This is a genomic window from Staphylococcus sp. AS1337 (assembly GCF_051408735.1).
Lineage (GTDB): Bacteria > Bacillota > Bacilli > Staphylococcales > Staphylococcaceae > Staphylococcus > Staphylococcus xylosus_B.
Genome location: NZ_JBOIHZ010000001.1, coordinates 253,277 through 277,791 on the forward strand (window position 1 = coordinate 253,277; position 24,515 = coordinate 277,791).

The 24,515-nt window shown below is 31.6% G+C and carries 21 protein-coding genes and 3 pseudogenes; 13 read left to right on the forward strand and 11 right to left on the reverse strand.

Annotation, left to right across the window (positions count from 1 at the left end; all coding sequences use genetic code 11):
- The 5 genes and pseudogenes from rsmG to ACSUE0_RS01195 all read left to right on the forward strand — a co-directional run bounded on the left by rsmG (position 1) and on the right by ACSUE0_RS01195 (position 6,207).
- Positions 1 to 720, forward strand: a complete 720-nt coding sequence (gene rsmG, locus ACSUE0_RS01175) for a 16S rRNA (guanine(527)-N(7))-methyltransferase RsmG (protein ID WP_107554720.1) — start codon at positions 1 to 3, stop codon at positions 718 to 720.
- A gap of 46 nt (positions 721 to 766) precedes the next feature.
- Positions 767 to 1,603: a ParB/RepB/Spo0J family partition protein gene (locus ACSUE0_RS01180; RefSeq protein ID WP_436955688.1), complete on the forward strand. Its 837-nt coding sequence runs from the start codon at positions 767 to 769 to the stop codon at positions 1,601 to 1,603.
- Positions 1,604 to 2,261: 658 nt separating this feature from the next.
- On the forward strand, positions 2,262 to 3,716 hold the full coding sequence (locus tag ACSUE0_RS01185; protein ID WP_119613348.1) for a carbon starvation CstA family protein: 1,455 nt from the start codon (positions 2,262 to 2,264) through the stop codon (positions 3,714 to 3,716).
- 257 nt (positions 3,717 to 3,973) lie between these two features.
- Entirely contained in the window at positions 3,974 to 5,332 is a 1,359-nt protein-coding gene (gene glpT / locus ACSUE0_RS01190; protein ID WP_436955690.1) for a glycerol-3-phosphate transporter, read from the forward strand.
- A 316-nt stretch (positions 5,333 to 5,648) separates the two neighbouring features.
- Positions 5,649 to 6,207 (forward strand): annotated as a pseudogene (locus ACSUE0_RS01195) (helix-turn-helix domain-containing protein).
- 95 nt (positions 6,208 to 6,302) lie between these two features.
- Here ACSUE0_RS01195 and ACSUE0_RS01200 read toward each other — a convergent pair.
- The gene (locus tag ACSUE0_RS01200; protein ID WP_436955692.1) at positions 6,303 to 7,076 is read right to left on the reverse strand and encodes a cytochrome c oxidase assembly protein; all 774 of its coding nucleotides are present in this window, start codon (positions 7,074 to 7,076) and stop codon (positions 6,303 to 6,305) included.
- Positions 7,077 to 7,079: 3 nt separating this feature from the next.
- Positions 7,080 to 7,541 (reverse strand): DUF2243 domain-containing protein, encoded by a 462-nt coding sequence (locus ACSUE0_RS01205; RefSeq protein WP_436955694.1) that lies wholly within the window; start codon positions 7,539 to 7,541, stop codon positions 7,080 to 7,082.
- A 271-nt stretch (positions 7,542 to 7,812) separates the two neighbouring features.
- Here ACSUE0_RS01205 and ACSUE0_RS01210 point away from each other — a divergent pair.
- Positions 7,813 to 9,525: pseudogene (locus ACSUE0_RS01210) on the forward strand (solute:sodium symporter family transporter); the annotation flags it as partial.
- Positions 9,526 to 9,701: 176 nt separating this feature from the next.
- Here the strand turns inward: ACSUE0_RS01210 and ACSUE0_RS01215 are convergent.
- The 5 genes from ACSUE0_RS01215 to ACSUE0_RS01235 form a co-directional block, all read right to left on the reverse strand.
- Entirely contained in the window at positions 9,702 to 10,409 is a 708-nt protein-coding gene (locus ACSUE0_RS01215; protein ID WP_436955696.1) for a peroxiredoxin, read from the reverse strand.
- Between the two features lie 74 nt (positions 10,410 to 10,483).
- Positions 10,484 to 10,837, reverse strand: coding sequence for a hypothetical protein (locus tag ACSUE0_RS01220; protein ID WP_107551930.1), 354 nt, complete (start codon positions 10,835 to 10,837; stop codon positions 10,484 to 10,486).
- A gap of 133 nt (positions 10,838 to 10,970) precedes the next feature.
- Complete coding sequence (locus ACSUE0_RS01225) at positions 10,971 to 11,384, reverse strand: CBS domain-containing protein (RefSeq protein ID WP_436955698.1); 414 nt, start codon at positions 11,382 to 11,384, stop codon at positions 10,971 to 10,973.
- Positions 11,385 to 11,920: 536 nt separating this feature from the next.
- A complete protein-coding gene (locus ACSUE0_RS01230) occupies positions 11,921 to 13,039 on the reverse strand; it encodes a 5,10-methylene-tetrahydrofolate dehydrogenase (RefSeq protein ID WP_119614851.1) in 1,119 nt (372 codons plus the stop codon).
- A gap of 20 nt (positions 13,040 to 13,059) precedes the next feature.
- Entirely contained in the window at positions 13,060 to 14,193 is a 1,134-nt protein-coding gene (locus ACSUE0_RS01235; protein WP_436955700.1) for a hypothetical protein, read from the reverse strand.
- 210 nt (positions 14,194 to 14,403) lie between these two features.
- On the opposite strand from ACSUE0_RS01235, the gene ACSUE0_RS01240 reads away from it, so the two are divergent.
- The 5 genes and pseudogenes from ACSUE0_RS01240 (at position 14,404) to ACSUE0_RS01260 (ending at position 19,142) form a co-directional block, all read left to right on the forward strand.
- Positions 14,404 to 14,535, forward strand: coding sequence for a hypothetical protein (locus ACSUE0_RS01240; RefSeq protein ID WP_259338092.1), 132 nt, complete (start codon positions 14,404 to 14,406; stop codon positions 14,533 to 14,535).
- Positions 14,536 to 14,652: 117 nt separating this feature from the next.
- Positions 14,653 to 15,804, forward strand: coding sequence for an alcohol dehydrogenase catalytic domain-containing protein (locus tag ACSUE0_RS01245; protein ID WP_436955702.1), 1,152 nt, complete (start codon positions 14,653 to 14,655; stop codon positions 15,802 to 15,804).
- A gap of 107 nt (positions 15,805 to 15,911) precedes the next feature.
- Positions 15,912 to 16,937 carry an NAD-dependent formate dehydrogenase gene (locus ACSUE0_RS01250; protein ID WP_436955704.1) on the forward strand — a complete coding sequence of 342 codons (1,026 nt, stop codon included), beginning with the start codon at positions 15,912 to 15,914 and terminating at the stop codon, positions 16,935 to 16,937.
- A 16-nt stretch (positions 16,938 to 16,953) separates the two neighbouring features.
- Positions 16,954 to 17,822, forward strand: a pseudogene (locus ACSUE0_RS01255) (SDR family oxidoreductase).
- 558 nt (positions 17,823 to 18,380) lie between these two features.
- Complete coding sequence (locus ACSUE0_RS01260) at positions 18,381 to 19,142, forward strand: MerR family transcriptional regulator (RefSeq protein ID WP_119614847.1); 762 nt, start codon at positions 18,381 to 18,383, stop codon at positions 19,140 to 19,142.
- 82 nt (positions 19,143 to 19,224) lie between these two features.
- Here the strand turns inward: ACSUE0_RS01260 and ACSUE0_RS01265 are convergent, their stop codons facing one another.
- Genes ACSUE0_RS01265 through ACSUE0_RS01275 form a run of 3 tightly spaced genes read right to left on the reverse strand, consistent with a single transcriptional unit; the run spans position 19,225 to position 21,610 of the window.
- Positions 19,225 to 19,374 (reverse strand): FeoB-associated Cys-rich membrane protein, encoded by a 150-nt coding sequence (locus tag ACSUE0_RS01265; RefSeq protein ID WP_107552197.1) that lies wholly within the window; start codon positions 19,372 to 19,374, stop codon positions 19,225 to 19,227.
- Between the two features lie 12 nt (positions 19,375 to 19,386).
- Positions 19,387 to 21,381 (reverse strand): ferrous iron transport protein B, encoded by a 1,995-nt coding sequence (feoB, locus tag ACSUE0_RS01270; protein ID WP_436955706.1) that lies wholly within the window; start codon positions 21,379 to 21,381, stop codon positions 19,387 to 19,389.
- The gene (locus tag ACSUE0_RS01275; RefSeq protein WP_017723653.1) at positions 21,374 to 21,610 is read right to left on the reverse strand and encodes a FeoA family protein; all 237 of its coding nucleotides are present in this window, start codon (positions 21,608 to 21,610) and stop codon (positions 21,374 to 21,376) included. The genes feoB and ACSUE0_RS01275 overlap by 8 nt, the downstream gene beginning before the upstream one ends.
- A gap of 403 nt (positions 21,611 to 22,013) precedes the next feature.
- Here ACSUE0_RS01275 and ACSUE0_RS01280 point away from each other — a divergent pair, with 403 nt between their 5' ends.
- Positions 22,014 to 22,310: a hypothetical protein gene (locus tag ACSUE0_RS01280; RefSeq protein WP_017723652.1), complete on the forward strand. Its 297-nt coding sequence runs from the start codon at positions 22,014 to 22,016 to the stop codon at positions 22,308 to 22,310.
- A 254-nt stretch (positions 22,311 to 22,564) separates the two neighbouring features.
- Complete coding sequence (locus ACSUE0_RS01285) at positions 22,565 to 23,464, forward strand: ABC transporter substrate-binding protein (RefSeq protein WP_119615075.1); 900 nt, start codon at positions 22,565 to 22,567, stop codon at positions 23,462 to 23,464.
- Between the two features lie 67 nt (positions 23,465 to 23,531).
- On the opposite strand, the gene ACSUE0_RS01290 is transcribed toward ACSUE0_RS01285, so the two are convergent.
- A complete protein-coding gene (locus ACSUE0_RS01290; protein WP_119615074.1) occupies positions 23,532 to 24,365 on the reverse strand; it encodes an aldo/keto reductase in 834 nt (277 codons plus the stop codon).
- Positions 24,366 to 24,515 lie beyond the last annotated feature (150 nt).

The following is a 24,515-nucleotide window of genomic DNA, read 5'->3' on the forward strand; positions in this document are numbered from 1 at the left end:
ATGAGTGTAACATGGTTAACTAAGCAACTCAGTACACATGGAATTGAACTTTCAGACAAACAACAACAACAGTTTCAAACGTATTATCAAATGCTTGTAGAGTGGAATGAAAAAATGAATCTGACAAGTATTACAGAGGAACATGAAGTATATTTGAAACATTTTTATGATTCAATTGCGGCTAGTTTTTATACGGATTTAACTAAAGAATTAACAATATGTGACATAGGTGCTGGTGCTGGTTTTCCTAGCATTCCTTTAAAAATTATTTTTCCAAATTTAAAAGTTACGATTGTAGATTCATTGAATAAGCGAATACATTTTTTAAACCAATTGGCAGATGCTTTAGATTTAGAACATGTTAGTTTTGTACATGATCGTGCTGAAACATTTGGCAAGGGAGTCTACAGGGAGTCTTATGATATTGTGACTGCACGTGCAGTTGCAAGACTTTCGGTATTGAGTGAATTGTGTATTCCATTAGTTAAAAAGGGTGGGCAATTTATTGCTTTAAAATCTTCTAAAGGTGAAGAAGAATTGGAAGAAGCACGTTTTGGTATAGGTGTCCTAGGTGGTAAAGTTTTGGATACCATTTCATACGAATTACCTGAAAACGCAGGTGAAAGACAGATGATTATCATTGATAAAAGAAGTCAAACACCTAAGAAATATCCAAGAAAACCAGGAACGCCGAATAAGTCACCGTTACTTGAAAAATAGAAAGAATTCAATTCAATACAATTAATTTAGAGGGAGCGCATAATAAATGAAGAAACCTTTTTCTAAATTATTTGGTTTAAAGAACAAAGATGACATTGTTGGTTATATTGAAGAGGATCATAATAACGTTGAATCTATTCATACCGAACGCATTGTGCCAAACCGTTATCAACCGAGACAAGTATTTGAGCCAAATAAGATTAAAGAACTCGCAGAATCTATAGAAGAACATGGTTTGCTACAACCGATTGTAGTACGTCCAATCGAAGAAGATATGTTTGAAATCATCGCAGGTGAGCGTAGATTTAGAGCGTTACAAACACTCAATAAAACACATGCGGATGTAATTATCAGATATTTAGATGATGAAGAAACGGCTGTAGTAGCTTTAATTGAAAATATTCAACGTGAAAATCTATCTGTTATAGAAGAAGCGGAAGCATATAAGAAGCTATTAGATATTGGTGATACCACGCAGAGTGAATTGGCTAAAAGTGTTGGTAAAAGCCAAAGTTTTATAGCAAATAAATTAAGACTATTAAAACTAGTGCCTAAAGTAATAGAGCGTCTACGTGAAGGTAAGATTACAGAGCGTCACGCACGTGCGATGTTAAGTTTATCAGAAGAAGATCAAGTTGACTTGGTCGAAACAGTTATTAGCCAAAAACTAAATGTTAAACAAACAGAAGCCCGAGTTAAACAAAAACTTGGTCCTGAAAAAGTTAAAGCCCGTAGATTTGAGTTTGAAAAAGACTTAACTGATGCTCGTGAAGCAGTTGGCCAAAGCTTAGAGTCTATTGAAAAAAGTGGTATTAAATTCGAACATCAAGCTAAAGATCACGATGATTACTATGAAATTAAAATTAAATTGTATAAATATTAGATTTATAAAGGTTGAGACAAATGGATGTCTGGACCTCAAAATGTCGACAAAGCCTCCGACTTTGTTGGCATTTTTTTGTGCACACTTTCCGCGAGCGCTGGGTTAGCCTGTAGTCTTCGGCAGTGTTCTTCCCGCAGGAGTCGGTCCAAATCACTGCCAATATTATACTGAAAAGATTATTATATATAAATTAAACAGTGGTGGTGTTTATTATGTTGAATAAATCAATTGATAAAAGAGCCAACTTCGTTTTAAAAGACCACCGCTGTTTTGAAAAATAACTATACAACTATGAATAAACAAATCTTAGACAAACTATAACCTAAGATTCGTATGGGTTCTGATGTCGAGACATCATTTGTCTCGACTTTTAACTATTTATTGATTGCATTTATATTAGTAGTATTCATGGGTTTGTGTTGTCCGATTAACTTCAACATAATTTTACAATAATAGAAAACTAACTATGTAGTTATCTTTATTAAATAGGATAATCAATTGAAAAAATTAAGTGAACATTGATTGTCCTTCATATAATAATATTACCAATTTCTATGAAACAAATTAGAATAAAACATTAACGGAACATTGTGAAAAAACACTATTTATGATTAAATTAAGAAAACGCTTTCACGTTATCTTAAGGGGGAATGGTAACATGATCACATTTATAGTTTCTATTATTATACTTATTATTGGGTATTTCACTTATGGGAAATATATCGATAAAATGTTCGGAACAAAAGAAGAGAGGCCTACGCCAGCGTATCATCAAAGGGATAATGTAGATTATTTACCTATGAAAACATCATCTAATTCACTGATTCAATTATTGAATATTGCAGGAGTTGGTCCTATATTTGGTCCGATTATGGGGGCTTTATATGGCCCAGTAGCATTTATTTGGATTGTTTTTGGCTGTATATTTGCAGGTGCTGTACATGATTATTTAACTGGAATGATTTCGATAAGAAACAAAGGGGCACATTTACCTGAACTTGCAGGTAAATTTTTGGGACAAGTTATGAAACATTTCGTTAATATATTTTCAATTTTATTATTGTTGTTAACAGGTACAGTTTTCGTAACAAGTCCAGCCTTACTTTTACATAATTTAATGGATGGTCGTATTGCTCTAGGTATTATTATATTTGTTATTTTTTTATATTATGTACTCTCTACAATTTTACCAATAGATAAAATAATTGGCCGTATATATCCAATATTTGGTGCTTTACTCTTAGTGAGTGCAGTAGGCATTGGGTTCCGTCTTATTCAAACAGGTGCTCCTATTCCTGAGTTAAGTTTAAAGAATATGCATCCTGATGGTGCATCTGTTTTTCCATTATTATTCTTTACCATTACTTGTGGCGCATTATCTGGTTTTCATGCGACACAAACACCTATTATTTCAAGAACAACTAATAAGGAAAAGAATGGTCGTTTCATTTTTTACGGTATGATGATTGCAGAAGGTATTATTGCAATGATATGGGCAGCAGCTGGAATGAGTCTATTTAATGGCTATAATGGCTTAAATGATGTGTTAGCGCGTGGTGAAGCGGCGCTAGTAGTTAGTCAAGCTTCGCATCTATTATTAGGTTCTGTCTTCGGTACAATTGCTGTATTAGGCGTTATCATACTACCGATAACAAGTGGGGATACATCTTTTCGTAGTGCAAGAATGATTATTGCAGATTATTTGAATTATGGACAGCGCAGTATTGTAAAAAGAATTATAGTTGCTGCACCATTATTTGTTATAAGTTTTGGATTAACACAAGTTGACTTCACAGTTTTATGGCGTTATTTTTCTTGGGCTAACCAGACAACTGCTGTAGTGGCATTGTGGGTAGGCACCATGTATTTATTAATAGCGAAAAAGAACTTCTGGGTTGCAGCTATACCAGCTGTATTTATGACATGGAATATATTTACTTATATTTTAAGTCAGAAAATTGGTTTAGGCTTAGACCTTAATTTGAGCTATATACTCGCATTTGTGTTGACCATATTATGGGTTGCTTACTTTGGTTATCAATATAAGAAAATTGCTACCGGCGCTCAATTTGAATTAGATCATCCTGTTCCATATCAACAACAGGTAACGTAATATTAATAAAAATGTATTTAATATTTAAAAGATAAAATGTCGTTTTATTAAATAAGCTAATAAAAAATTATTTGTTATAAAAAGCGGGTATATTAATTTTGCATTCTTGCTTTTTCTACTATTCAACTATTTATAAACAATTATCTAATTTATAAAAAATCTGCAAAACGCCTTGCTATATTTTACTTTTGAATATAATATAATGATGATATTTTATAAATCATATATCAAAAGTATATTAAGTCAGGAGTGATTCGATGCTTAAATTTTTGAAACCAGCAAAACATATAGAACCTTTGCCTAAGGAGCAAGTTGATGATACATACAAGAAATTACGTTTTCAAGTATTCTTAGGTATTTTCATTGGTTATGCAGGTTATTATTTATTACGTAAAAACTTTTCATTAGCGATGCCATCATTAATTGAGGACGGATTTAGTAAAGGTGAACTTGGTATTGCACTTTCAGCAATTTCGATTGCTTATGGTTTTAGTAAGTTTATAATGGGAACCATTAGTGATCGGAGTAATGCGCGAATATTTTTAACTTTAGGCTTAATACTAACGGCAATTGTAAATTTATTACTTGGCTTTGTGCCTTTCTTTACATCAAGTATTACAATTATGTTCGTGTTACTATTTTTAAATGGATGGTTCCAAGGTATGGGATGGCCGCCTTCAGGACGTGTTCTTGTCCATTGGTATAGCGTCAGTGAACGTGGTAGTAAGACTTCAATATGGAATGTAGCTCATAATGTAGGTGGCGGTCTAATGGCTCCTATAGCAACATGGGGTATTTCTATGACAGCACTATATAATTTTGGTTATTTAAAAGGCTTTGAAGGTGTATTCATTTATCCAGCAATATTAGCCATCATTATTGCGATCATTTCATATTGTTTAATTAGAGATACACCTCAATCACAGGGGTTACCACCAATTGAATATTATAATAATGACTATTCTACATCATCTAAACAGACATTAGAGACAGAACTGACTACGAAAGAAATTTTATTTAAATATGTTCTGAATAATAAATGGGTGTGGGCAATTGCCTTTGCAAATATATTTGTCTATTTTGTACGTTATGGAGTGTTAGATTGGGCGCCTACATATTTAAGTGAAGAGAAGCAATTCAATCTAAGTGAGTCAGGTTGGGCGTACTTCCTATATGAATGGGCGGGTATCCCTGGTACATTATTATGCGGTTATCTATCTGATAAATTATTTAAGGGACGTCGTGGTCCAGCAGGATTTGTCTTTATGTTGGGTGTAACGATATTTGTACTTATATATTGGTTGAATCCTCCTGGCAACGCTTGGTTAGATAACGTCTCACTCGTTGCTATTGGGTTCCTTATCTACGGACCTGTAATGTTAATTGGCTTACAAGCATTAGATTATGTTCCTAAGAAAGCAGCTGGAACTGCAGCAGGGTTAACAGGATTGTTTGGTTATTTATTTGGAGCTGTAATGGCTAATATCATATTAGGATTTGTAGTGCAACATTTTGGTTGGGATATTGGTTTTGTATTATTGACAGTGATTAGTATATTAGCAATGCTCAGTTTCTTACTTACTTGGAATAAACGTGGTCAAGAAGAACTACATTAATTGAGTTAGCCATATCAATAATTTAATTGTATAGATGTGAATGAATTTTTAACTATTGAATCTATACAGTTATCAAAATTAAGTGATTAAATGATTACTAAATACCTAGTATATGATTATCATGAGGGCGAAGATATGAAACTTTACTGGTTTCAATCTCGTCCTTTTTTGTCGTTCTGTCTAAAGGTAGGCTTAAAAAAGTTGTTATAGTAGGATGTAAAAGCGTTTAGATAAAGAAAACTATGCAGATGTTAAAGAACTTTGATAGTCTAATAATATATTTTATCTTAATCTCTAATAGAAGGAGCAAAAAGCAATGAACTTAGGTTATCAAATAAAATATTTTCGCCGACGTGATCAACTTTCTCAAGAAGATTTAGCTAATAAATTATATGTTTCACGACAAACAATATCAAATTGGGAAAATGATAAAAGCTATCCTGACGTACATAATTTATTAATGCTTAGTTCATTGTTCGATGTTTCTTTAGACGATTTAGTCAAAGGAGATGTAGAGATTATGGAGCAAAAATTAAGAAAAGTTCGATTTAACTTGTGGACACATTTAATGATATGGCCAATTTTAATGTTTGCAATTTAATTGGTCCAGCAATGTATTATTGGGGGACAGTTGGAATCATAATTGAAGCTATATTATTAGTTATTGGTATGATGGCTTCTATTAAAGTGGATATCATTAAGAAATCATACAATATACAAACCTATGATCGTATCATTGCATTTATGAAAGGTAACGATCCAAATGAAATTAAGACTACTAAATTAAGAATATAGCTACATTTTTGTACAGCTTTATATTAGTTGTAGGTACATTTTTAATAATTTCAATAATAAGTATCTATATTTTTAAATGATAACTAAGTAATAAAATAATGTTGGTTTTAAAAATGTAGAAGTTATAAATTAATAATTTCAATTCTATAATATAACCACATTATTAAAAATATTTTTAAGACATTGTAGCACGTGGAGTTGTTGCTTTATACCATTGATAACAAAGAATAATAATTAATATTAAATCAATAATATCACCACCATAATACATCCATATGCTTCCCGCTTCTGCTTCTGGTCTAGGTACGCCGGATGTTGGAAAAGCATAAATATATTTAGATAAAATTTTATGGGCTGCTAGAGCTATAATCAATATTAAAGAACGATATAAGTGACTATATTGATGAGGCGTTATATCTAAATAAATAATAGAAATAGTAAACAGATAACCAGCAAAAAATACATGTAAGTGAACAAACGCATATAGAAAAATAGATTGATGCATTAAATGAAAAAGTGGTGTGGTATAAAGTAACCATAATCCACCAATATTGAGTGTAGTAGCTATAATAGGATGAGTTAAAAATTTTAATAAGCGGCTTTTTAATATAGATGTAAGACTTCTGGCAGTTGGTACGTTCAGTGATCGCAGTAACAGTGTCATAGGCTTAGCAAGTGCTAAAAGAAGCGGGCTGAGCATACCGAGTAATAGGTGCCCAATCATATGACCAATAAAACTCATATGAGCGTAAGATGCTAATGGCCCTACCAAAGCAGTGCCTATACAAAAAACACCTAAACTCCAAAAGACATAACGATGCCATGGCCATTTACTAAATTTTTTATTAGTTATTATTGCAGCAAAGAAATAAAGAAGAAAAATTAAAACTAAAAAACATACGATAAGCACCTCAAAATAAATAATTTCTGGTAGTAGGTGATTATGCATATTTTATCCTCCTTTTCTTCTTATATATTTTTGAGTTTGTATAAAGACAATAAATCCAACAATTAGAACAATGACTGCAATGGCATTCCAAATTATATCGTAAGGGAGTACATTAACTTCGTAACGAATCTGATGTATTCGAAATATTTTATGTTGAATAAGGCCGTCATACAATTGGAAGAAGCCAAGACCTAACAATATACCGCTAACCCATCTTTTTACCCAAAATGAATTTCTTCTTTTAATATCTGCTAATAAAAATAGACTGGCAACTGTTGCAAACCAACTAAACGCATGAAACAAGCCATCTGATACTAAGCCCATAGCCATAGATGATTTGTCATAAAAGTGATGCCAAGCTAAAAGCTGATGAAACACTACTTCGTCAATAAAAGCTGCAACACCTAGACCAAACAGAATCCCAGACCATACATTACGTTGTGGATGGGAAATTAACTGTTCCATATTGTAACACACCTTTCGAAATATTATTTATTTTCAATAATTATCAACTCCCCTGTTTTTATGTTAATAAACATCACGTATTGTTTTATTAAATTCTAATTATATTCGCTACTAAAAAATAAATTCTCTTTATATTTTTTAAGTTAAATTTACTTAAAAAGGAAAATAATATATAAGAATAGAAAATTTGTTACTTAAAGAATTATTTAATTAATAAATTATAACGGATGAGATTTTCTTATATAGGGGGACAATTATGTGAGAAACTTTTTTTACGCTTTTTTCTTGTTCAGGTTTTATGGCATTTGTTGCTTGGTATGCTTATCACAAAACTAAAAATAAAGTGAACGACTCAACGGGGTATTTTTTAGCAGGACGAGGATTGACAGGTTGCTTTATAGCAGGATCTTTAGTATTGACAAATTTATCTGCAGAAGAATTAGTTGGGTTAAATGGCCAAGCATATAGTGCTAATTTAACTAATATGGCTTGGGAAGTCACAGCGGGTTTTTCTGTTATTATTTTAGCCCTTGTACTTTTACCACGTTATTTAAAAGGTGCGTTTACAACATTACCAGAGTTTTTAAATGACAGATTTGATCAAGGAACAAGATTGCTTGTTGTATTATTATTTATGCTTGGCTATGGTCTTATTACGATTCCGTCAGTTCTATATTCAGGAGCAATAGCTGTATTACAGGTATTTGATATACCTAATATGTTAGGTATTACATTTGAACAAGCTATGTGGTTGTCAGTTTGGACGATAGGCATTATAGGTTATATTTATGCTATATTTGGAGGCTTGCGCGCGGTTGCTATTTCAGATACCATCAATGGCATTGGTTTATTGGTTGTTGGTCTAATTGTACCTATATTAGGTTTTATAGCGTTAGGAAACGGCGATTTTTTAATAGGTATAAAAACAGTAGTGACAGAACATCCAGAAAAACTAAATTCTATTGGATCTAGCGAAGATGGTGTGCCTTTTGGAACAATATTTACTGGTATGCTATTCGCTAATTTATTTTATTGGGGAACTAATCAATATGTTATTCAACGAACATTAGGCGCTAAAAGTCTTGCTGAAGGGCAAAAAGGCGCCTTGTTTACAGGTTTTTTAAAAATATTAGTCCCATTTTTAATGATAATTCCTAGTATAATAGCCTATCATCTCTATGGTCCTAAGTTAAAAACTATGGATTTAGCTTATCCAGCGTTAATCAATGATATTTTCCCTACGTTTTTAAACAGGTTCTTTTTAGCTGTATTATTAGGAGCAGTTTTTTCTAGTTTCAATTCATTGTTAAATAGTGCTGCGACAATGTTCTATTATGATATTTATAAAGTTGTGCTGAATAAAAAAGCAAATGACCAAGAAATGATAAGAGTGAGCCAGTGGTTTGGCGTTATATTATCTTTGTTGACCTTCTTTATTTCCCCACTTTTACTGTATGCTCCAGACGGCTTGTGGACGATTATTAGAGAATTTACAGGGTTTTTTAATATACCGATTATAGTAATCGTGTTAGTGGGTATATTTTCTAAAACTGTTCCAGCAGTTGGAGCTAAAATTGTTATTATCTCGCATGTGGTGATTTATTATATGTTAATGTGGGGCTTGCCAACAATTTTCAATGTAACGATACCTATTAACTTTATTCATATTCAAGGTCTACTTTTTTTAATAGAAGTACTATTTTTATTGATTTTAGTCAAAGTAAGGCCGTTAAAGATTCCTTTTACTTTCCAGGACAAAGCTGTTGTTAATTTAACACCGTGGAAATACGCGTTGCCAGTTTCAATTTGTTTATTAGGAAGTATTGTTTTTACATTTGGTCTATTTTCTAAAATTGGTTTAGCCATAGAAGGAAGTACTGTATCTATATGGTTTTGGCCATTTACTATAGTATTGATTATTTGTACGATGCTATTATCATTTATTGCTATTAAAAATTGGAAGAAAAAGTATTTACATGAATAGAAGAGGCATCCAATTAAAAATTTTCAATTTATATGTCTAGTATGTTATTGATAATAATACAACCCTAATTATTTACACATAATAAAAAGGAAGGTTTCTACTAAATATATAGTAAAAACTTTCCTATTATTTTTTAGGCACTTGTCGGCCAAATGTGTCCAATTACAATCTATTTGTTATTCATCTTGTAAGAAAGCATTATAAATTTTTTTGGTTTTGTGGTCTATATCTTTTTCACAGTAATACCAAGTTTTACAGTTATAGTTAGTACCATTTATGCGTCCCTTGGCATCTTTAACGTTAGAGGGAGGTAAGGATAGTACTTTGTCTCCTGGTTGCCAATTTTCGGGCATAATTGAGTCATTTTCATCGGACGTTTTTATTGCTTTTACCATACGTATGATTTCATTCACATTGCGTCCTATAGCTGTAGGATAATACATAATTGAACGTACAACTAAATTATCGTCAATAATCAATACTGCACGAGTAGCTGATTGTTTATCATCTTCTTTAGACAATATTCCATAATTTTTTGAAATCTGTTTACTTGAGTCAGCGATAAGTGGAAACTCTATATTTGTATTAAAAGATGATTCTATACTTGTTAACCAAGCTATATGTGAAGAAATACTATCCACACTTAAACCTACAACAGATATTTGTAAATCTTTAAGTTCATCATAATTTTCTTGTAATGTTATAAACTCAGAAGTGGATACTGGAGAAAAGTCATAGGGATATGCAAATAATAGCATCCATTGCCCTTTATAGTCGTCTAAAGTTATGTCTCCTTGAGTAGACAGCCCTTTAAAATGGGGCGCTTGTTGACCAATGCTAGGTAAATTGTTTATATCGTAACTTGTTTCATTTTCAAAACTCATAACACTAACCTCATTTCGATTCAAATTGTAAAAAACGTAGGTGATTTGGGACCACTTGAAGAGGGGTTAAAGTTTTATATTTTAGCTTGTATTTTAGTAATATTTAAACTAATCAAGGAATCATCTTCACTTTCTGAAACATTGAATTCAGTTATGAAATAAGATTTATTTCTGGCAAATTTATATTTCACAATATACTTATTTCCTCTCTTAAAATACTCATAGGAATAAGGTGGAGAAACTAAACGAGAAAGTTTTTCCAAATATCGTTCTTTTACATATCTATTAATACTTATATAATTTCTGTTTATATATAATTTTTTTCTTAATTTGGAGAGCTCTTTAGGTCCTAATAAATTGCAAAACAATTGGGAATTTTTTTCGTTAATACTGAGAATAAAATTTTCTATGCAATCTTCTATTTTCATAGAATCACCTCTAAATATTTAATAGTTTAACTCTCAAAAAATTCTTTGAATTACATGATTGTAGATACGTATAAGTAATTTTGAAAAAGAGTCACAAAATGTTTGAGACTCTTAAGGATTAATAAATTAATAGTTAATTATTATCTTGTTCCTCAGATATTTCGCTTACTGTTTGTCCAATCAATTGTGTAGCATTCTCTACGCCTAAGTCACCTAAAGTTACTATGTCTTGTAGTTTATAATCGTCTACTACTAGTAAAGGGTATATACGATGCTCTTTCATTAATGATGCTGCTTCTTTAATAGTCATCTCTGAATTAGCAGTTACAATATTTGTCGTCATGATGTCACCAGCTTTTGTTTGATTGTTTGCTAGCCCTTTCACTACTATATCTCTATCCGTTACGACACCAACATAATTAGTGTGTTGAAGAATTGGTAAGAAACCGACTGCTGTTTCGGTAATTTTTTGTGCTATAGATGTTAAATTTTCCTCTACGTCAGAAGTAACGATTTCACGTGTTAAATAATCTTTTAATTGTACCATCAATAGTTTCACTCCAATCTTAAAAGTAGATAGGTAAATAAAAAGTATTTGTATGAAAATAGTTTGGAAACTTTCTTACAAATACTTAATCGTTAGGATAGGTATCGTGTGTGCTTATATTTAATGGGAAACGTAAATGCTGAAAAAGGGATTCTAGGCAGTTTTTACTATAAAGAACGTAAAATTTTGTTTATTAATTATATCAATGATTAAATTGTTTAATTTATCATATGCTATATAGTTGTTTTATTACTCGTTTTATAAGAAGTATTAATCATTTTAAATTCCCTCTTTAGGGTTTTTAAAAAAATAATATTTCACCACTTTGATTAATATTCCCAACAATTATTTTATTAAACATTTAAAGTTAACCGTGGAATAACTTTTAGTATATTTATATTCAAAATTTAATAATATAGAAAAATTTGAATGGTATAAAATAAGATAGTGAGTTTAACGATAAAATATACTTGCTTTATCTAGCCTATTGGTTAATTAAAGAAATAGTAAAAATTTATGCTTAATTTTATAACCTTTTATTTTTCAGACTTTTTGTTAACGATATTTTCGTATCTAGATTGCTGTCTGTAACTAAAGGTACTCTCTTTTACTAGTTTTTCATTTGTTAAACCTACTCCTACTGCGCCAGCCACTGTAGCAATAGAAGCAGCAAGCCAAGCAATTTCTATATATTGTATAAAATCTACGGGACCTGAAGTTCCTATTGTTTTTCCTACAAAATCAGCAGGCAAAATAGTTAAGCAAGTTATTAAAAATAAGATAAATAAAGTTATATAGTAAATTGATACTGATATGAAAAGTGTAATTAGCGTCGTAAAATTATATAATTTAGAAATGTATTTTTCTCCTTTTCCAGCAGGGATATCCCATAATTGATGAGCTAAAATGATCCATATCAACATTGCAAATATAGATGCAAAAGAAAGAGATAACAAACGTAATTCTGAAAAAATATAACTTAATTGCCACAGCGTTGTGAAAATTAAGCCAAAAGCACCTGTGGTAAAAGATAAAGCAAGTGAACTCGTAAGAGTTTTCATCATATTTAAAGGTTTGTTAACTGAGACCATACCAGAAACTAATTGTAATTTACCGATAAAAGACGGGACTATTAAATAACGAATATGATAAGAATCAGTGTCCTCTATATAGACAGTTTTTCTTTGGAATCGTTTAGATGGAAAAGCGTGTTGATTATAATATTGTTTATTGTATTCGTTATCCTGTTGATTATTATCATTGTTGAGATAGTAAACTTCTTTCATAGCGTATAATATAGCACGCTCTACTCTTTTACGTATAGATCCCCACCCAAAAGCAGAAACAGAAAGCAAAATTGTTTTACTTTCCTTGTTAATATCAGCAGCTATAACTCTTTTTTCATCAAGTATAGGTAAATCAGTTAAGTTGATTACATATGACCAGTTATTTTCTTTTGCATGACTTTCAGTATTTGTATATAAATCAATAAAATTTTTGGCTGCGCCTGTTATAGAATCTTTTATCACTTCTACTTCCCATTCAATTGATGAATCAAATTGTGAAGAGAGCAAACTAGGAAGCGTTTCATAATACTTATCTGCTAGCTTTTTTGCTAAATCAGGGGCTGTCAGTATACCGACTTTTTTCTTCATTGTAATTACTCCTTCAGATTTTATGTTTTGATTTTATGCGTTTTTTTTTGTTTTTCAGTTTTTAATGATGTTTCCTCTTTTTCTAATTGGAGTTGAATTCTTTGCTTACGTCCTCTTTGTCGGCTTGTATAAGTAATCTCTTTCATCGTATTTTCTCCTTCCATAACGGAGCCTAATGCACCTGCTAAAAGACCAGCAGAAGATATGAACCAACTTAAACGTAAATAGTTGCTTACTGAATAACTTTCTGTTGCGTTCCCCCAATTTTTAAATAAATCGTCAGGTACAAAGAAAATTATGCTAGTTAGTAATAACAGAAAAAGAATAATATAACTTAAAAGGAATAAACAAAACATAGTTAACAATGTAGTAATGTTATAAAGATAGCGGTATTTTTTTTCTGTTGCTGAAGAAGGGAGTTCCCAAAAATTGTGAGCGTAAACTAGCCAGCCAATCATGCCTATTAACGAAAGCGTCATAAGCAGTATAAATCTTTGCCATTCATAGACTAGGCTTAATTGCCAAGGCGTAGAAAATATAGAAATATAAGTGCCAGTTGCTACCCCGAGAGCAATTATCTTTTTGAATGATATAATTGCTTTCCATGGCTCGTTTGCATAAGTCATACCTAAGATTATTTTCAACACTCCTAGAATAGTGGAACTATAAATATATCTGTGATTAGTTGTAGTTTTCTCTTGAGGAATTACTTCATTAACTTTTATAGAAGACAATTTTTTCAAAGGAGAAGTTTTATGTTCAGAATTCATATACATGTCTATAATGACATCTATAATTGTGGAGCACAGTTTACGTTTTAATCTATAGATTCCTAACGCAGGTAAAGAAATAAGTGCGGTTTGTTTCTCAAAATTAACATCTGATATAACGCTTTTATTATTAGAAAAGCTTGGTAAATCAGTAACACATATAGAATAGTCTAATTCACTTTTTTCTTTACGTTTATAAGCGTAATCAATGCATCTATCTACATATTCAGCGCTACCTACCACTGTATTTGACTCTACTTTAAATTCGAAGCTAACTCCTGAAATTCTTTTCTCTAAGAGTTCTGGTAGTATGTCTATAAATTTATTTGTTAATTTTTCTGGCATATTAGGAGCAACGGTTAATCCAACCTTTATATTTTTCAAGCTATTACCTCCTTTTGCAATAATTGAAAATTAAAAATGTCTTATTGGAAATTAGAGAATATTTATAATATAAAATATTTAGACAAGTGAATTTGTAAATATATTAGTTATATAACCTTTTGTAAAATGAATAAACAGGGGGAACTAATGGATTAAAATATCTAATTTTATAGTAAAATAATTTAATATTTAGATAAAAAGTTAGAAAGCATGCACCCTAAGATAGATATAACAGTACACGACTTACCTATGAAAGGTAAAGAACTTACAAAGAACCTGAGTTATTTAGTCAATAATTTTGATGATATAGCTCTTCTAAAACATGGTAAATATTTAGATTAAAAAATAATTCATTTAATATAAATGAAAGCGTATCACTTTTCAAAATAATCGTCAGTTTACTTATTTCTCTAAAAGGGTAATATTTAAATATTCTGAAAATAATGAAGGAGTGTTTAGATGAAAGCAGTAACTTTTCAAGGTAATAAAACCATGGAAGTTAAGCAAGTAGACGATCCTAAAATTGAAGAAACGACAGACGCAATTATTAAAATTACGGCCTCAGGCATATGTGGCTCTGATCTTCATCTATATCACCAAGGCGATTTAATGTTGGATTCAGACTTTGTTATTGGTCATGAACCTATGGGTATTGTCGAAGCAGTTGGTAAAGACGTAAAAAAACTTAAAAAAGGGGACCGTGTTGTGATTCCTTTTAATATAGGGTGTGGCGAGTGTTACTATTGCACTCATGAAATGGAGTCGCAATGTGATAATTCAAATAAAGAACCGGCAAGTTGGAAATTGGATAACGGCGGCTTATTTGGCTTTGGTCAAATGCACGGTAACCATTGGGGAGGCCAAGCAGAATATTTAAGGGTACCATACGCAGATTTTTCTTCTTTTGTTGTTCCTGACAGTAATATGAATGACGAACAAGTATTATTTTTATCTGACGTAGTACCTACTGCTTATTGGAGTGTAGAGCATTCTGGCGTCAAGACAGGTGATACTGTGGTAGTTCTTGGTTGTGGACCTATAGGACTTATGGCTCAAAAATTTGCCAAGCTTAAAGGCGCAAAACGTGTTATCGGCGTGGATAATGTAGAACATAGACTACAACATGCTAAACAATATAACCAAGTAGAAGTTTACAATTTCGATAATGAAAAAGAAATTGGCAAACTACTTCGTGAAACTACACATGGTGGTGCCGATATAGTTATTGATTGTGTAGGGATGGATGGCCAAGTCCAAGCGTCTGAACGTAAATTAAGTTCAAATTCTTCCCAACGTGGAACTATCAGCCCAATTCATACTGCTGCCGAAGCGGTAAGTAAATTCGGCACGATTCAATTAACAGGCGTTTATGCAACTCCAGTAGACGATTTTCCACTTGATCTTATCTTCAACCGTGATGTCCAAATTAAAACAGGACAAGCTCCGGTTATACACCTCATGCCAAAATTATATAACATGATTCAAGAAGGCACATTTAACCCCACTGAAATCATCACACACACAATGTCATTAGATGACGCACCTCAAGCTTATGAAATATTCGATGAAAAAAGAGATAACAATATCAAAGTAGTATTAAAACCTGAATAAGTTTTGTTGAATTGTTCTTAAACTATGTGAATATATTAAAAATAGTTTGAGAAGGCCAATTGGGACATTTCCATGATACAAAGACAAATAAAAAGAGGTAGATAGTTATGAAAATAGTTGGCTTATTCCCTTCAGATCCTAATGCGGAAAGTGAGAATCAACTTTTAAATGATAAATATGCATTAGGTATTAAATCATTTATAGATAATAAAAAACACGAATTTGTAGTTGTTAATAGTGATGAAGAAATAGAAGAGCATATTGAAGATATGGACGTTGTTATTAGTTCTCCATTTTTACCTGCATATATAAATAAAAAAAGAATTAATAAGGCTGAAAATCTCAAATTAGCTATAACTGCTGGCGTAGGTTCAGATCACGTTGATTTAGAAGCGGCAAGTGAAAATGAATTAACGGTAATAGAAGTGACTGGCTGTAATACTGTAAGTGTCGCTGAACATACGGTAATGGACCTTTTAATATTGATGCGTAATTTTATGGAGGGACATCGTCAATCTTATGATGGAGAATGGCATTTATCAAAAGTGGGAGAACACGCGCACGATATTCAACATAAGAAAATAGGCATTTTTGGTTACGGACAAATTGGAGAATTAGTTGCTCAACGGTTGCAACCTTTTGACGTACAAGTACAGCATTTTAGACGTTCTAGTCAAGAAGATACAGCATATTCGAAGTATGTGAACTTTGACGAATTAGTATCTACAAGTGATGCGTTAGTAATTTTATCTCCATTAACTAAAGAAACCGATGATTTATTTAATTATGATGTATTAAGTAGAATGAAACAAGGTAGTTATTTAGTTAATACTGCACGAGGTAAGATTGTTAATAAAGAAGATTTAGTTGAATTGGTTAACGCTAAACATATCCAAGGTTACGCGGGAGATGTTTGGTATCCACAGCCTGCGCCTCAAGATCATCCATGGAGAACTATGCCACGTAATGCTATGACAATCCACTATTCTGGTATGACATTAGAAGCACAAAAACGTATTGAAAATGGTGTGAAAAACATCTTAACTAACTTTTTTAATGATAAAGATTTTGACGAAAAGGATGTTATTGTTTCAGGCGGTGACATTAAAAATAGTAGTTATAAGTCAAAATAAACTGGAGGTTTCTCGAATGAATTTAACTGAATTTCATAATCAGATTAGAGGTTATACACAAGATAGACAACCAGGCATTGAGAGCCAAATGGACCTTAGACCTATTAGCGAATTTGAAGAATATAAGGCTGGTGGTAAATTGGAAGGGAAAGTGGCACTTATCACTGGGGCGATTCAGGCATAGGACGTTCTGTCGCCACTTTATTTGCTAGAGAAGGAGCTAATATAGCAATTGGTTATTATGATGAAGAAAAAGATGCTGAAGAAGTTATAGGAATAATAAGATCATTAGGAAGATCTGTTAAAGCTTATAGCCATGATTTAACAAACGTTGAGGATTCAAAAAAGTTAGTTGAAGATGTTGTTAATGATTTTGATGGCTTAAATATTTTAGTGAATAATGGTGGAATACAATATCCAAAAGATGAATTTCAAGATATAACCCCCGAGCAAGTAAAGGAAACATTTGAAACTAATATCTTCGGTATGATATTTCTTTCTCAAGCAGCACTACCACATTTAACTTCAGGAGATACAATCATTAATACAACAAGCGTAACAGCATATAATGGATCAGCTGAATTAATAGATTATTCCGCAACGAAGGCTGCAATTGTTGCTTTTACAAGTTCTTTAGCTACAACTTTAATTGAGAAAGGTATTCGTGTTAATGCTGTTGCACCTGGACCAATTTATACGCCATTAATACCTGCTTCTTTCAGTAAAAGCAAAGTAGAAATTCATGGTGGTAATACACCTATGGGTAGACGTGGACAGCTTGCTGAATTAGCACCTGCTTATGTATTCTTAGCTAGCTTAGAAGATAGTTCTTATGTAACTGGCCAAGTCATCCATGTGAATGGTGGTGGCTATATGACTTCATAATTAAAAATATAAAGAGAGAAGAAAACCAAAATTTTGGTTTTCTTCTCTCTTTATTAATGTATAAAATGATTAATCTAAATGCACTCTATTATGATCTTCCATTGTATTAATGTAAGAAAAGTATTTTTTACATACAATAAAACTCATTGTTGATAATATAATAAAACTAATAAAGATTAATAATTTTTTCATTTTATCTCAACCTTCTTTGTGTTTGCCTTTATTTAAAAATTCGGTAGTGCTAGCCTAGCGGTTCTATGTTCACACACGACAATGAAAAGTGACAGTAAGGGGCTAAATGCGTCTCTTTTATTACTTTTCCCAAACATCCAAATGTTAATCAAATTTCGAAAGTTAATATTTTTATCATTAACTTATAGTAATACTTAATGAATTATTTTCTAGGAAATAATAAGCTATGTAAGTTTTCGTAAATATATTAGAAACAGGCTAAAGTTGAATCAATTTTATGGATAATAGTAAGTATATAAAAATAAATTTCCCCTTGAGGTTTACGTTAAGTAAGGGTGTAAAGTGGAATTCGAAAGGAGGCAGATGATGACATATACAGTAAGTCAATTAGCTGAACTATCAGGCGTAAGTAATAGAACTTTACGTTATTATGATCAAATAGGTTTACTTAACCCTGCTAGAATTAATGAATCTGGATATCGTATATATGAACAAGAAGAAGTCGATACACTGCAACAAATCGTATTTTACCGTGAGTTAGAGATCAGTTTAGATGAAATTAAAGAGATTATTCAACAACCAACATTTAATAGAATGAAAGCTTTAGAAAACCATTATTATAACTTAAAACAACAACGTGAACGCCTCGATAAAATCATTCAAACAGTTAAAAAAACTATTGCTAATAATAAAGGAGAAATTATCATGCAAGATAGAGAAAAATTTGAAGGATTCAAAGAAAAAGCTATTAAAGAAAATGAAACGAAATATGGAAGAGAAATCAGAATGCAGTATGGAGATGACCTTATAGATCAAAGTAATAAAAAATTTAAGAATATGACACAGGCAGATTACGATGCTTGGAAGAATTTAGAAAAAGAAATTATTGATTTACTATATGAAGCGTATCAAACAGGTAACCCAGCTTCTGAACTTGCACAATTATTAGCGGCAAAACACAAAGATTGGCTCATGTATACATGGCCTGAATACTCTAAAGAAGCTCATGCTGGACTAGCAGAAATGTATGTTAACGATGCTACTTTTACTGACTACTATGATAAGCATGTTGAAGGCGGTACACAATTTCTTAAGGATGCTATTTTAGTATTTGTTGATGATGTATAATCATATCAAGATGTTAATTAGGATAAAATATTAAAATGCCGAAGAGTCTAGGATTTACGTCCCAATCTCTTCGGCGTTTGTTTTAGTTTTTTCTACGTTCAGTTATACAGCCGTCTTTTGAACCACAAGAGTTACACTTTCCAGATTTGGATCTGTTAATAAATCTAGTGAGTGTATATACTGTATAGCTAAATATTGCGAAAAACACAATAATATTAATTAAAATAGTCATAAAATTACTCCCTCAAATAAATAGATGTCCAACTTGATAGAAAATGAACGATAATACATAGGCAGCAATTAGAGGATACGCAACTGCTAGTACAGTCCATTTAAGTGAATAATTTTCTTTTCGAATAGTTGCTACGGTTGATAAACATGGTATATATAATAATATAAATATCATAAATGCATATGCAGATAATGGTGTGAATTGCTCTTGTATAATATTGACTAATCCTGACTCATCGGAAGCATAAATAATTGCCATTGAACTGACAATGACTTCTTTTGCAAGGAATCCAGGAATTAAAGTTGCACCAGCTTGCCACGTACCAAAGCCTAATGGTGCTATGAAAATGGCAAAGAAGCTACCAATTGCATGTAAAAAACTATCATTGACGTCTACATTAAACCCACTAGGTCCAGTGTAGTTTAATAACCAAATAACAACAGAGCCCCCAAAAATAAATGTGCCTGCTTTTTTTACAAATCCTTTAGCTTTTTCCCATGTGCTTCGCCACAATGTCTTGATAGATGGCATGCGGTATGTTGGTAATTCTACTATGAACACAGAGTCATCATTTTTCAATAAAGTCTTAGTCAAGATTATACTCGTAGCCAATGCTACAACGATGCCAAGGATATAAAGACTTAATACAATCAAAGCCTGATGTTGTGTGAAGAATACACCAACAAATAAAGCATAAACCGGGAGACGTGCAGAACAGGACATAAAAGGTGCAATTAAGATTGTTGTAAGTCGTTCTTTTTCACTTTCGATACTACGTGCAGCCATGATACTAGGTACATTACAGCCAAACCCTATAATCATAGGAATAAATGATTTACCGCTTAATCCAAAGGTTTCCATAATTCTATCCATGAGTACAGCGATACGTGCCATATATCCAGAGTCTTCTAGCAATGAAATAAAGAAGAAAAGTACCATGATTTGAGGTACAAATACTATGACTGCACCTACGCCGGCGATAATGCCATCAGTGATTAAATCCTGTAGAAATGGCAGTAAACTAATGATTTCCATTGCGGATTTAACAGTGTCGGTCAGTCTTCCCCCAATAAATTCATCAAGTTGATCTGATAGTGGTGTACCGACCCAAGTAAATGTGATTTGAAATATCAACCACATAATACCTAGGAATATAGGAATACCAAAAAATTTGTGCGTTAACAATTTATCTAAACGTGATGAAAAATATTGTCGTTCTTCATCAGGATATTCCACGACATCGTTTAACAAATTATCTATATAAGTGCTTCGTTTTTGCAGGATTACTGCTCGAATATCAATGGATTGAGAAGCGGCTAGCTTTTGGCGTAAAGGTTCAATTCGATTAATTAAATTTTTATCAAGAAGTTCATCGATTTTTATGTTATCTAACAAAAATTGTATGGCGATAAAGCGTAATAAGTGTCTGTCGAAATTACTGTGCTTCAAAAGCTGTTCTGATATGTTTTGAATTGTGTTTTCTATAGCTTCACCATAATTGATATGTAATGGGGAATTTCTAGATAGATGTGCATCGTTTAGTGCATTTAATAAATTTTTAGTACCTTTGCCATTTCTAGCGATAATAGGAAGTAAAGGTACTTTTAATTTTTTCATGAGTGCCTCTTGATTAATATGGATACCACGTTTCGCAGCAACATCAATCATATTTAGCCCTATAATTATTGGTGCACCAAGTTCCAGTAATTGAATGGTTAGTTGTAAATTTCGTTGTAATTGGCTAGCATCAACTATATTAATCATGCCAGAAAATTCATTTTTTAATAAGTAGTCGGTAACTACCGTCTCATCTTTTGAAATAGGAGATAATTCATATATGCCTGGTAAATCAATGAGATTTCCAGCATTAGCTTTAAGACGTCCTACCTTCTTCTCGACAGTGACTCCGCTCCAGTTACCTACATATTCGTATGTGCCAGTTAATGCGTTAAATAATGAGGTTTTCCCTACATTAGGATTTCCTAAAATACAGAAACTATTAGCCATGTGCTTCCTCTAGTAAAATATGACATGCATCACAACCACGGATACTTAAATTTTGACCATTTATTTCTAGAATACAAGGGCCACTAAATAAGCATTTTTGTTTAATCTTTAATTTCGATCCAGGGGTTAAACCTAAAGCATTAAGACGTTGGGTCATGTGCTTGTTTTTAATTTCTATACCTTTGATTTTATAATTTTTGTCTAAAATACCAGTCTTTAAATTCAACATATTTATCACTCTTTCATAATAATAATCATTATCAATTATATATTTATATTTTAACCAATAAAAGTCGTTGGGATATTGTATTTATGAAAACTTTGTTAAACATTTTTGAAAGAGGCATACATTGTTTTAAGTAGTAAAAAAGAAATTATTTAGTAATCCATAATTAATTATGAAAATGGGTATAGTATAGTGAGCAAAGAAGTTGTAATTACTAAGATGTAATAATACACTTTAGTAAATAATAATTTTAATAGCTAACTACTTGAGATTTGTGAAGATAATACGATACATAATGATTAAAGTCAGCTAGATTATTTGAAGTCAATCTAATTCTAGAAGCAATGTGATGTTTATATAAGCAGTAATATTCTTTAAAATACGCATTAAATTAGGAGGGATTCAAATGATTATTCGTGAAAATAAATGTATTAAAGTGAAAAGACTGAATGAAACACGTTCAAGTGGGATATCTGTCATGATCGAGGAAGGTGGCTTAGGAGCTGATCAATATTATCAAATAGAAAAGCAAAATGCTAAAACATCTGAAGAACACTTACATCAATTTGAACATGAGGTTAGCGAAAAAAGTGACATAGAACTTGTTGAACTATTAATCATTAATGCTCAAGAAAGTACAAATAGAGAATATAGCGAAGCATTAAAAGTGATTAAATTAGAAATATTAAAACGTATGGAATAAATTTAACGTGAAAGTGGTTGGGAGTTATATCCCAGCCACTTCTTTTGTTTCATGAGTTAATAAACTTATCTTATAACTTCAGTACCATGTAAGTAACTTATTTAATAAATAAATCAACCTAAGACATAAAATAAAATCTTAAACTACTAATATTTGTTATTAATTTTAAAATGCAAATAAATATATTGATTATTATTAATACTGGGCATAAAATACAATTAATAGTGATAATCATTATCAATAGGAGGGGTCAAATGAAGCAATTAGTAAGTTTTATTATTTTAGCAGTACTGCTGCTCTCAGCGTGTAGTAACGAGTCAAAATCTAATGAGGAAGAAAGTACGAAAAGTTATACCTTAGGTAGTGGTAAGAAAGTTGATATCCCGAAACATCCAAAGCGTATTGCAGTTGTAGCTAATACATATGCAGGTGGCATAAAATATTTAGGCGGCAATATTATCGGTGTTACTAAAGATATAGAAAAGAGTAATGTTCTAAAAAATAAATTTAAAAATACTGCCAAACTAAATGAAAACGATGTGGAAAAAGTTGCAAAACTTAAGCCAGATTTAATTATTGTTGATACTACTGATAAAAATATAAAAAAATATAAAAAAATTGCTGCAACATTACCAATCGAATACGGTAGTAAAGATTATTTAGACACACAAATTGAATTAGGTAAGATACTTGGTAAGGAGAAAGAAGCTAAAGACTGGGTGGAAAAATGGAAAGCTCAAACTGCTAAAGATTCTAAAGAAATCAAAGGGCATATAGGAGAAAACGCAACAGTTTCAATTTTTGATGATTTTAGCAAAACTATCTATGCATTTGGCCCAGAGTGGGGGCGTGGTGGAGAAGTGTTATATCAAGCATTTGATTTGAATATGCCGACCCCCTTAGAAAAAGAAGTCAAAAAAGATGGTTGGAAAGAATTATCACAAGAACAACTACCGAAGTATGCTGGCGACTATATTATCACGATGAGTGAAGGTAAAGCTCAACCAGAATTTGAAAAAACAAATATGTGGCAACAAATCCCTGCTGTTAAAAATAATCATATTATTAAAGTAAAAGCCGAGACATATTGGTACAATGATCCGTATTCATTAGCATTTCAAAGAAAAGAACTAAAAAATAATTTAATGAAATAATGAATAAAAAGAAGTGGAACAGCAATCATATATTATAAAATGATTGTCGTTCCACTCTATTAATTATTTATCCATTAAATTCTACAGGGTTTGGACCAATTCTTTTATCTTGGTTTAAAGCATCAATACGATTAATTTGTGCTTCAGTTAATGAAAAGTCAAAAACATTTATATTTTCTTCAATTCTATGTGGCGTCACAGACTTAGGAATTGTAACAACATCATGCTCAATGTTCCATCTGATTACAATTTGTGCAGGAGATTTTCCAGTTTCGTCAGCTATAGCATTTATTGTCTCATCTGTAAGGATTTCAGCATTCATTAAAGGTGACCAAGATTCCATTTGAATAGATGCTGAAGCTAAATATTTTCTTAACGGTTCTTGAGTAAAGTATGGGTGGAATTCTACTTGGTTAATAACTGGTTTAATAGTCGTTTTCGCTTCTAGCAACTCTAATTGTTCAATTGTAAAGTTACTAACACCAATATTTTTAACTTTGCCCTCATTATATAGTGCTTCCATACCTTCCCAAGTTTCTAGCATGAGTGATTCGTTTGTACCTGGCCAGTGAATGAGGTATAGGTCTAAGTAATCTAAGCCAAGATTACTTAATGACGTTTCATAGCCATCTTTCACGTTATCTTTACCATAGTGATTTAACCATAATTTAGATGTGATAAATAGGTCTTCTCTATTAATACCTGCGGCTTCTATACCTTCTTGTATACCTTGTCCAACCATTTCTTCATTAGCATAAACTAATGCTGCATCAATACTACGATATCCGTTAATGATTGCATGCTTTACTGCATTTTTTGCTGTATCATCATTTTCTACTCTAAAGACGCCTAAGCCAAGTTGTGGCATTGTATTGCCATTATTAAAAGTTATATTTTGCATCGTTATACTCCTTTTTATTAAATAAATTTTAGTAAATTATTACCTATGAACGCCATTTTAAACCTCTTATTAGGAAAATGTAAGTACGCACTTTAAAGTAACCTAGGTAAAATTACTTAAAAATAATAATTCTTTTTTAAAATGGCATGT

Excerpts from the sequence above, each read along its gene's own strand:
- rsmG (WP_107554720.1), top strand. The coding sequence starts at position 1 with ATGAGTGTAACATGGTTAACTAAGCAACTCAGTACACATGGAATTGAA.
- ACSUE0_RS01180 (WP_436955688.1), top strand. The coding sequence starts at position 767 with ATGAAGAAACCTTTTTCTAAATTATTTGGTTTAAAGAACAAAGATGAC.
- ACSUE0_RS01185 (WP_119613348.1), top strand. The coding sequence starts at position 2,262 with ATGATCACATTTATAGTTTCTATTATTATACTTATTATTGGGTATTTC.
- glpT (WP_436955690.1), top strand. The coding sequence starts at position 3,974 with ATGCTTAAATTTTTGAAACCAGCAAAACATATAGAACCTTTGCCTAAG.
- ACSUE0_RS01200 (WP_436955692.1), bottom strand. The coding sequence starts at position 7,076 with ATGCATAATCACCTACTACCAGAAATTATTTATTTTGAGGTGCTTATC.
- ACSUE0_RS01205 (WP_436955694.1), bottom strand. The coding sequence starts at position 7,541 with ATGGAACAGTTAATTTCCCATCCACAACGTAATGTATGGTCTGGGATT.
- ACSUE0_RS01215 (WP_436955696.1), bottom strand. The coding sequence starts at position 10,409 with ATGAGTTTTGAAAATGAAACAAGTTACGATATAAACAATTTACCTAGC.
- ACSUE0_RS01220 (WP_107551930.1), bottom strand. The coding sequence starts at position 10,837 with ATGAAAATAGAAGATTGCATAGAAAATTTTATTCTCAGTATTAACGAA.
- ACSUE0_RS01225 (WP_436955698.1), bottom strand. The coding sequence starts at position 11,384 with ATGGTACAATTAAAAGATTATTTAACACGTGAAATCGTTACTTCTGAC.
- ACSUE0_RS01230 (WP_119614851.1), bottom strand. The coding sequence starts at position 13,039 with ATGAAGAAAAAAGTCGGTATACTGACAGCCCCTGATTTAGCAAAAAAG.
- ACSUE0_RS01240 (WP_259338092.1), top strand. The coding sequence starts at position 14,404 with ATGCACCCTAAGATAGATATAACAGTACACGACTTACCTATGAAAGGT.
- ACSUE0_RS01245 (WP_436955702.1), top strand. The coding sequence starts at position 14,653 with ATGAAAGCAGTAACTTTTCAAGGTAATAAAACCATGGAAGTTAAGCAA.
- ACSUE0_RS01250 (WP_436955704.1), top strand. The coding sequence starts at position 15,912 with ATGAAAATAGTTGGCTTATTCCCTTCAGATCCTAATGCGGAAAGTGAG.
- ACSUE0_RS01260 (WP_119614847.1), top strand. The coding sequence starts at position 18,381 with ATGACATATACAGTAAGTCAATTAGCTGAACTATCAGGCGTAAGTAAT.
- ACSUE0_RS01265 (WP_107552197.1), bottom strand. The coding sequence starts at position 19,374 with ATGACTATTTTAATTAATATTATTGTGTTTTTCGCAATATTTAGCTAT.
- feoB (WP_436955706.1), bottom strand. The coding sequence starts at position 21,381 with ATGGCTAATAGTTTCTGTATTTTAGGAAATCCTAATGTAGGGAAAACC.
- ACSUE0_RS01275 (WP_017723653.1), bottom strand. The coding sequence starts at position 21,610 with ATGTTGAATTTAAAGACTGGTATTTTAGACAAAAATTATAAAATCAAA.
- ACSUE0_RS01280 (WP_017723652.1), top strand. The coding sequence starts at position 22,014 with ATGATTATTCGTGAAAATAAATGTATTAAAGTGAAAAGACTGAATGAA.
- ACSUE0_RS01285 (WP_119615075.1), top strand. The coding sequence starts at position 22,565 with ATGAAGCAATTAGTAAGTTTTATTATTTTAGCAGTACTGCTGCTCTCA.
- ACSUE0_RS01290 (WP_119615074.1), bottom strand. The coding sequence starts at position 24,365 with ATGCAAAATATAACTTTTAATAATGGCAATACAATGCCACAACTTGGC.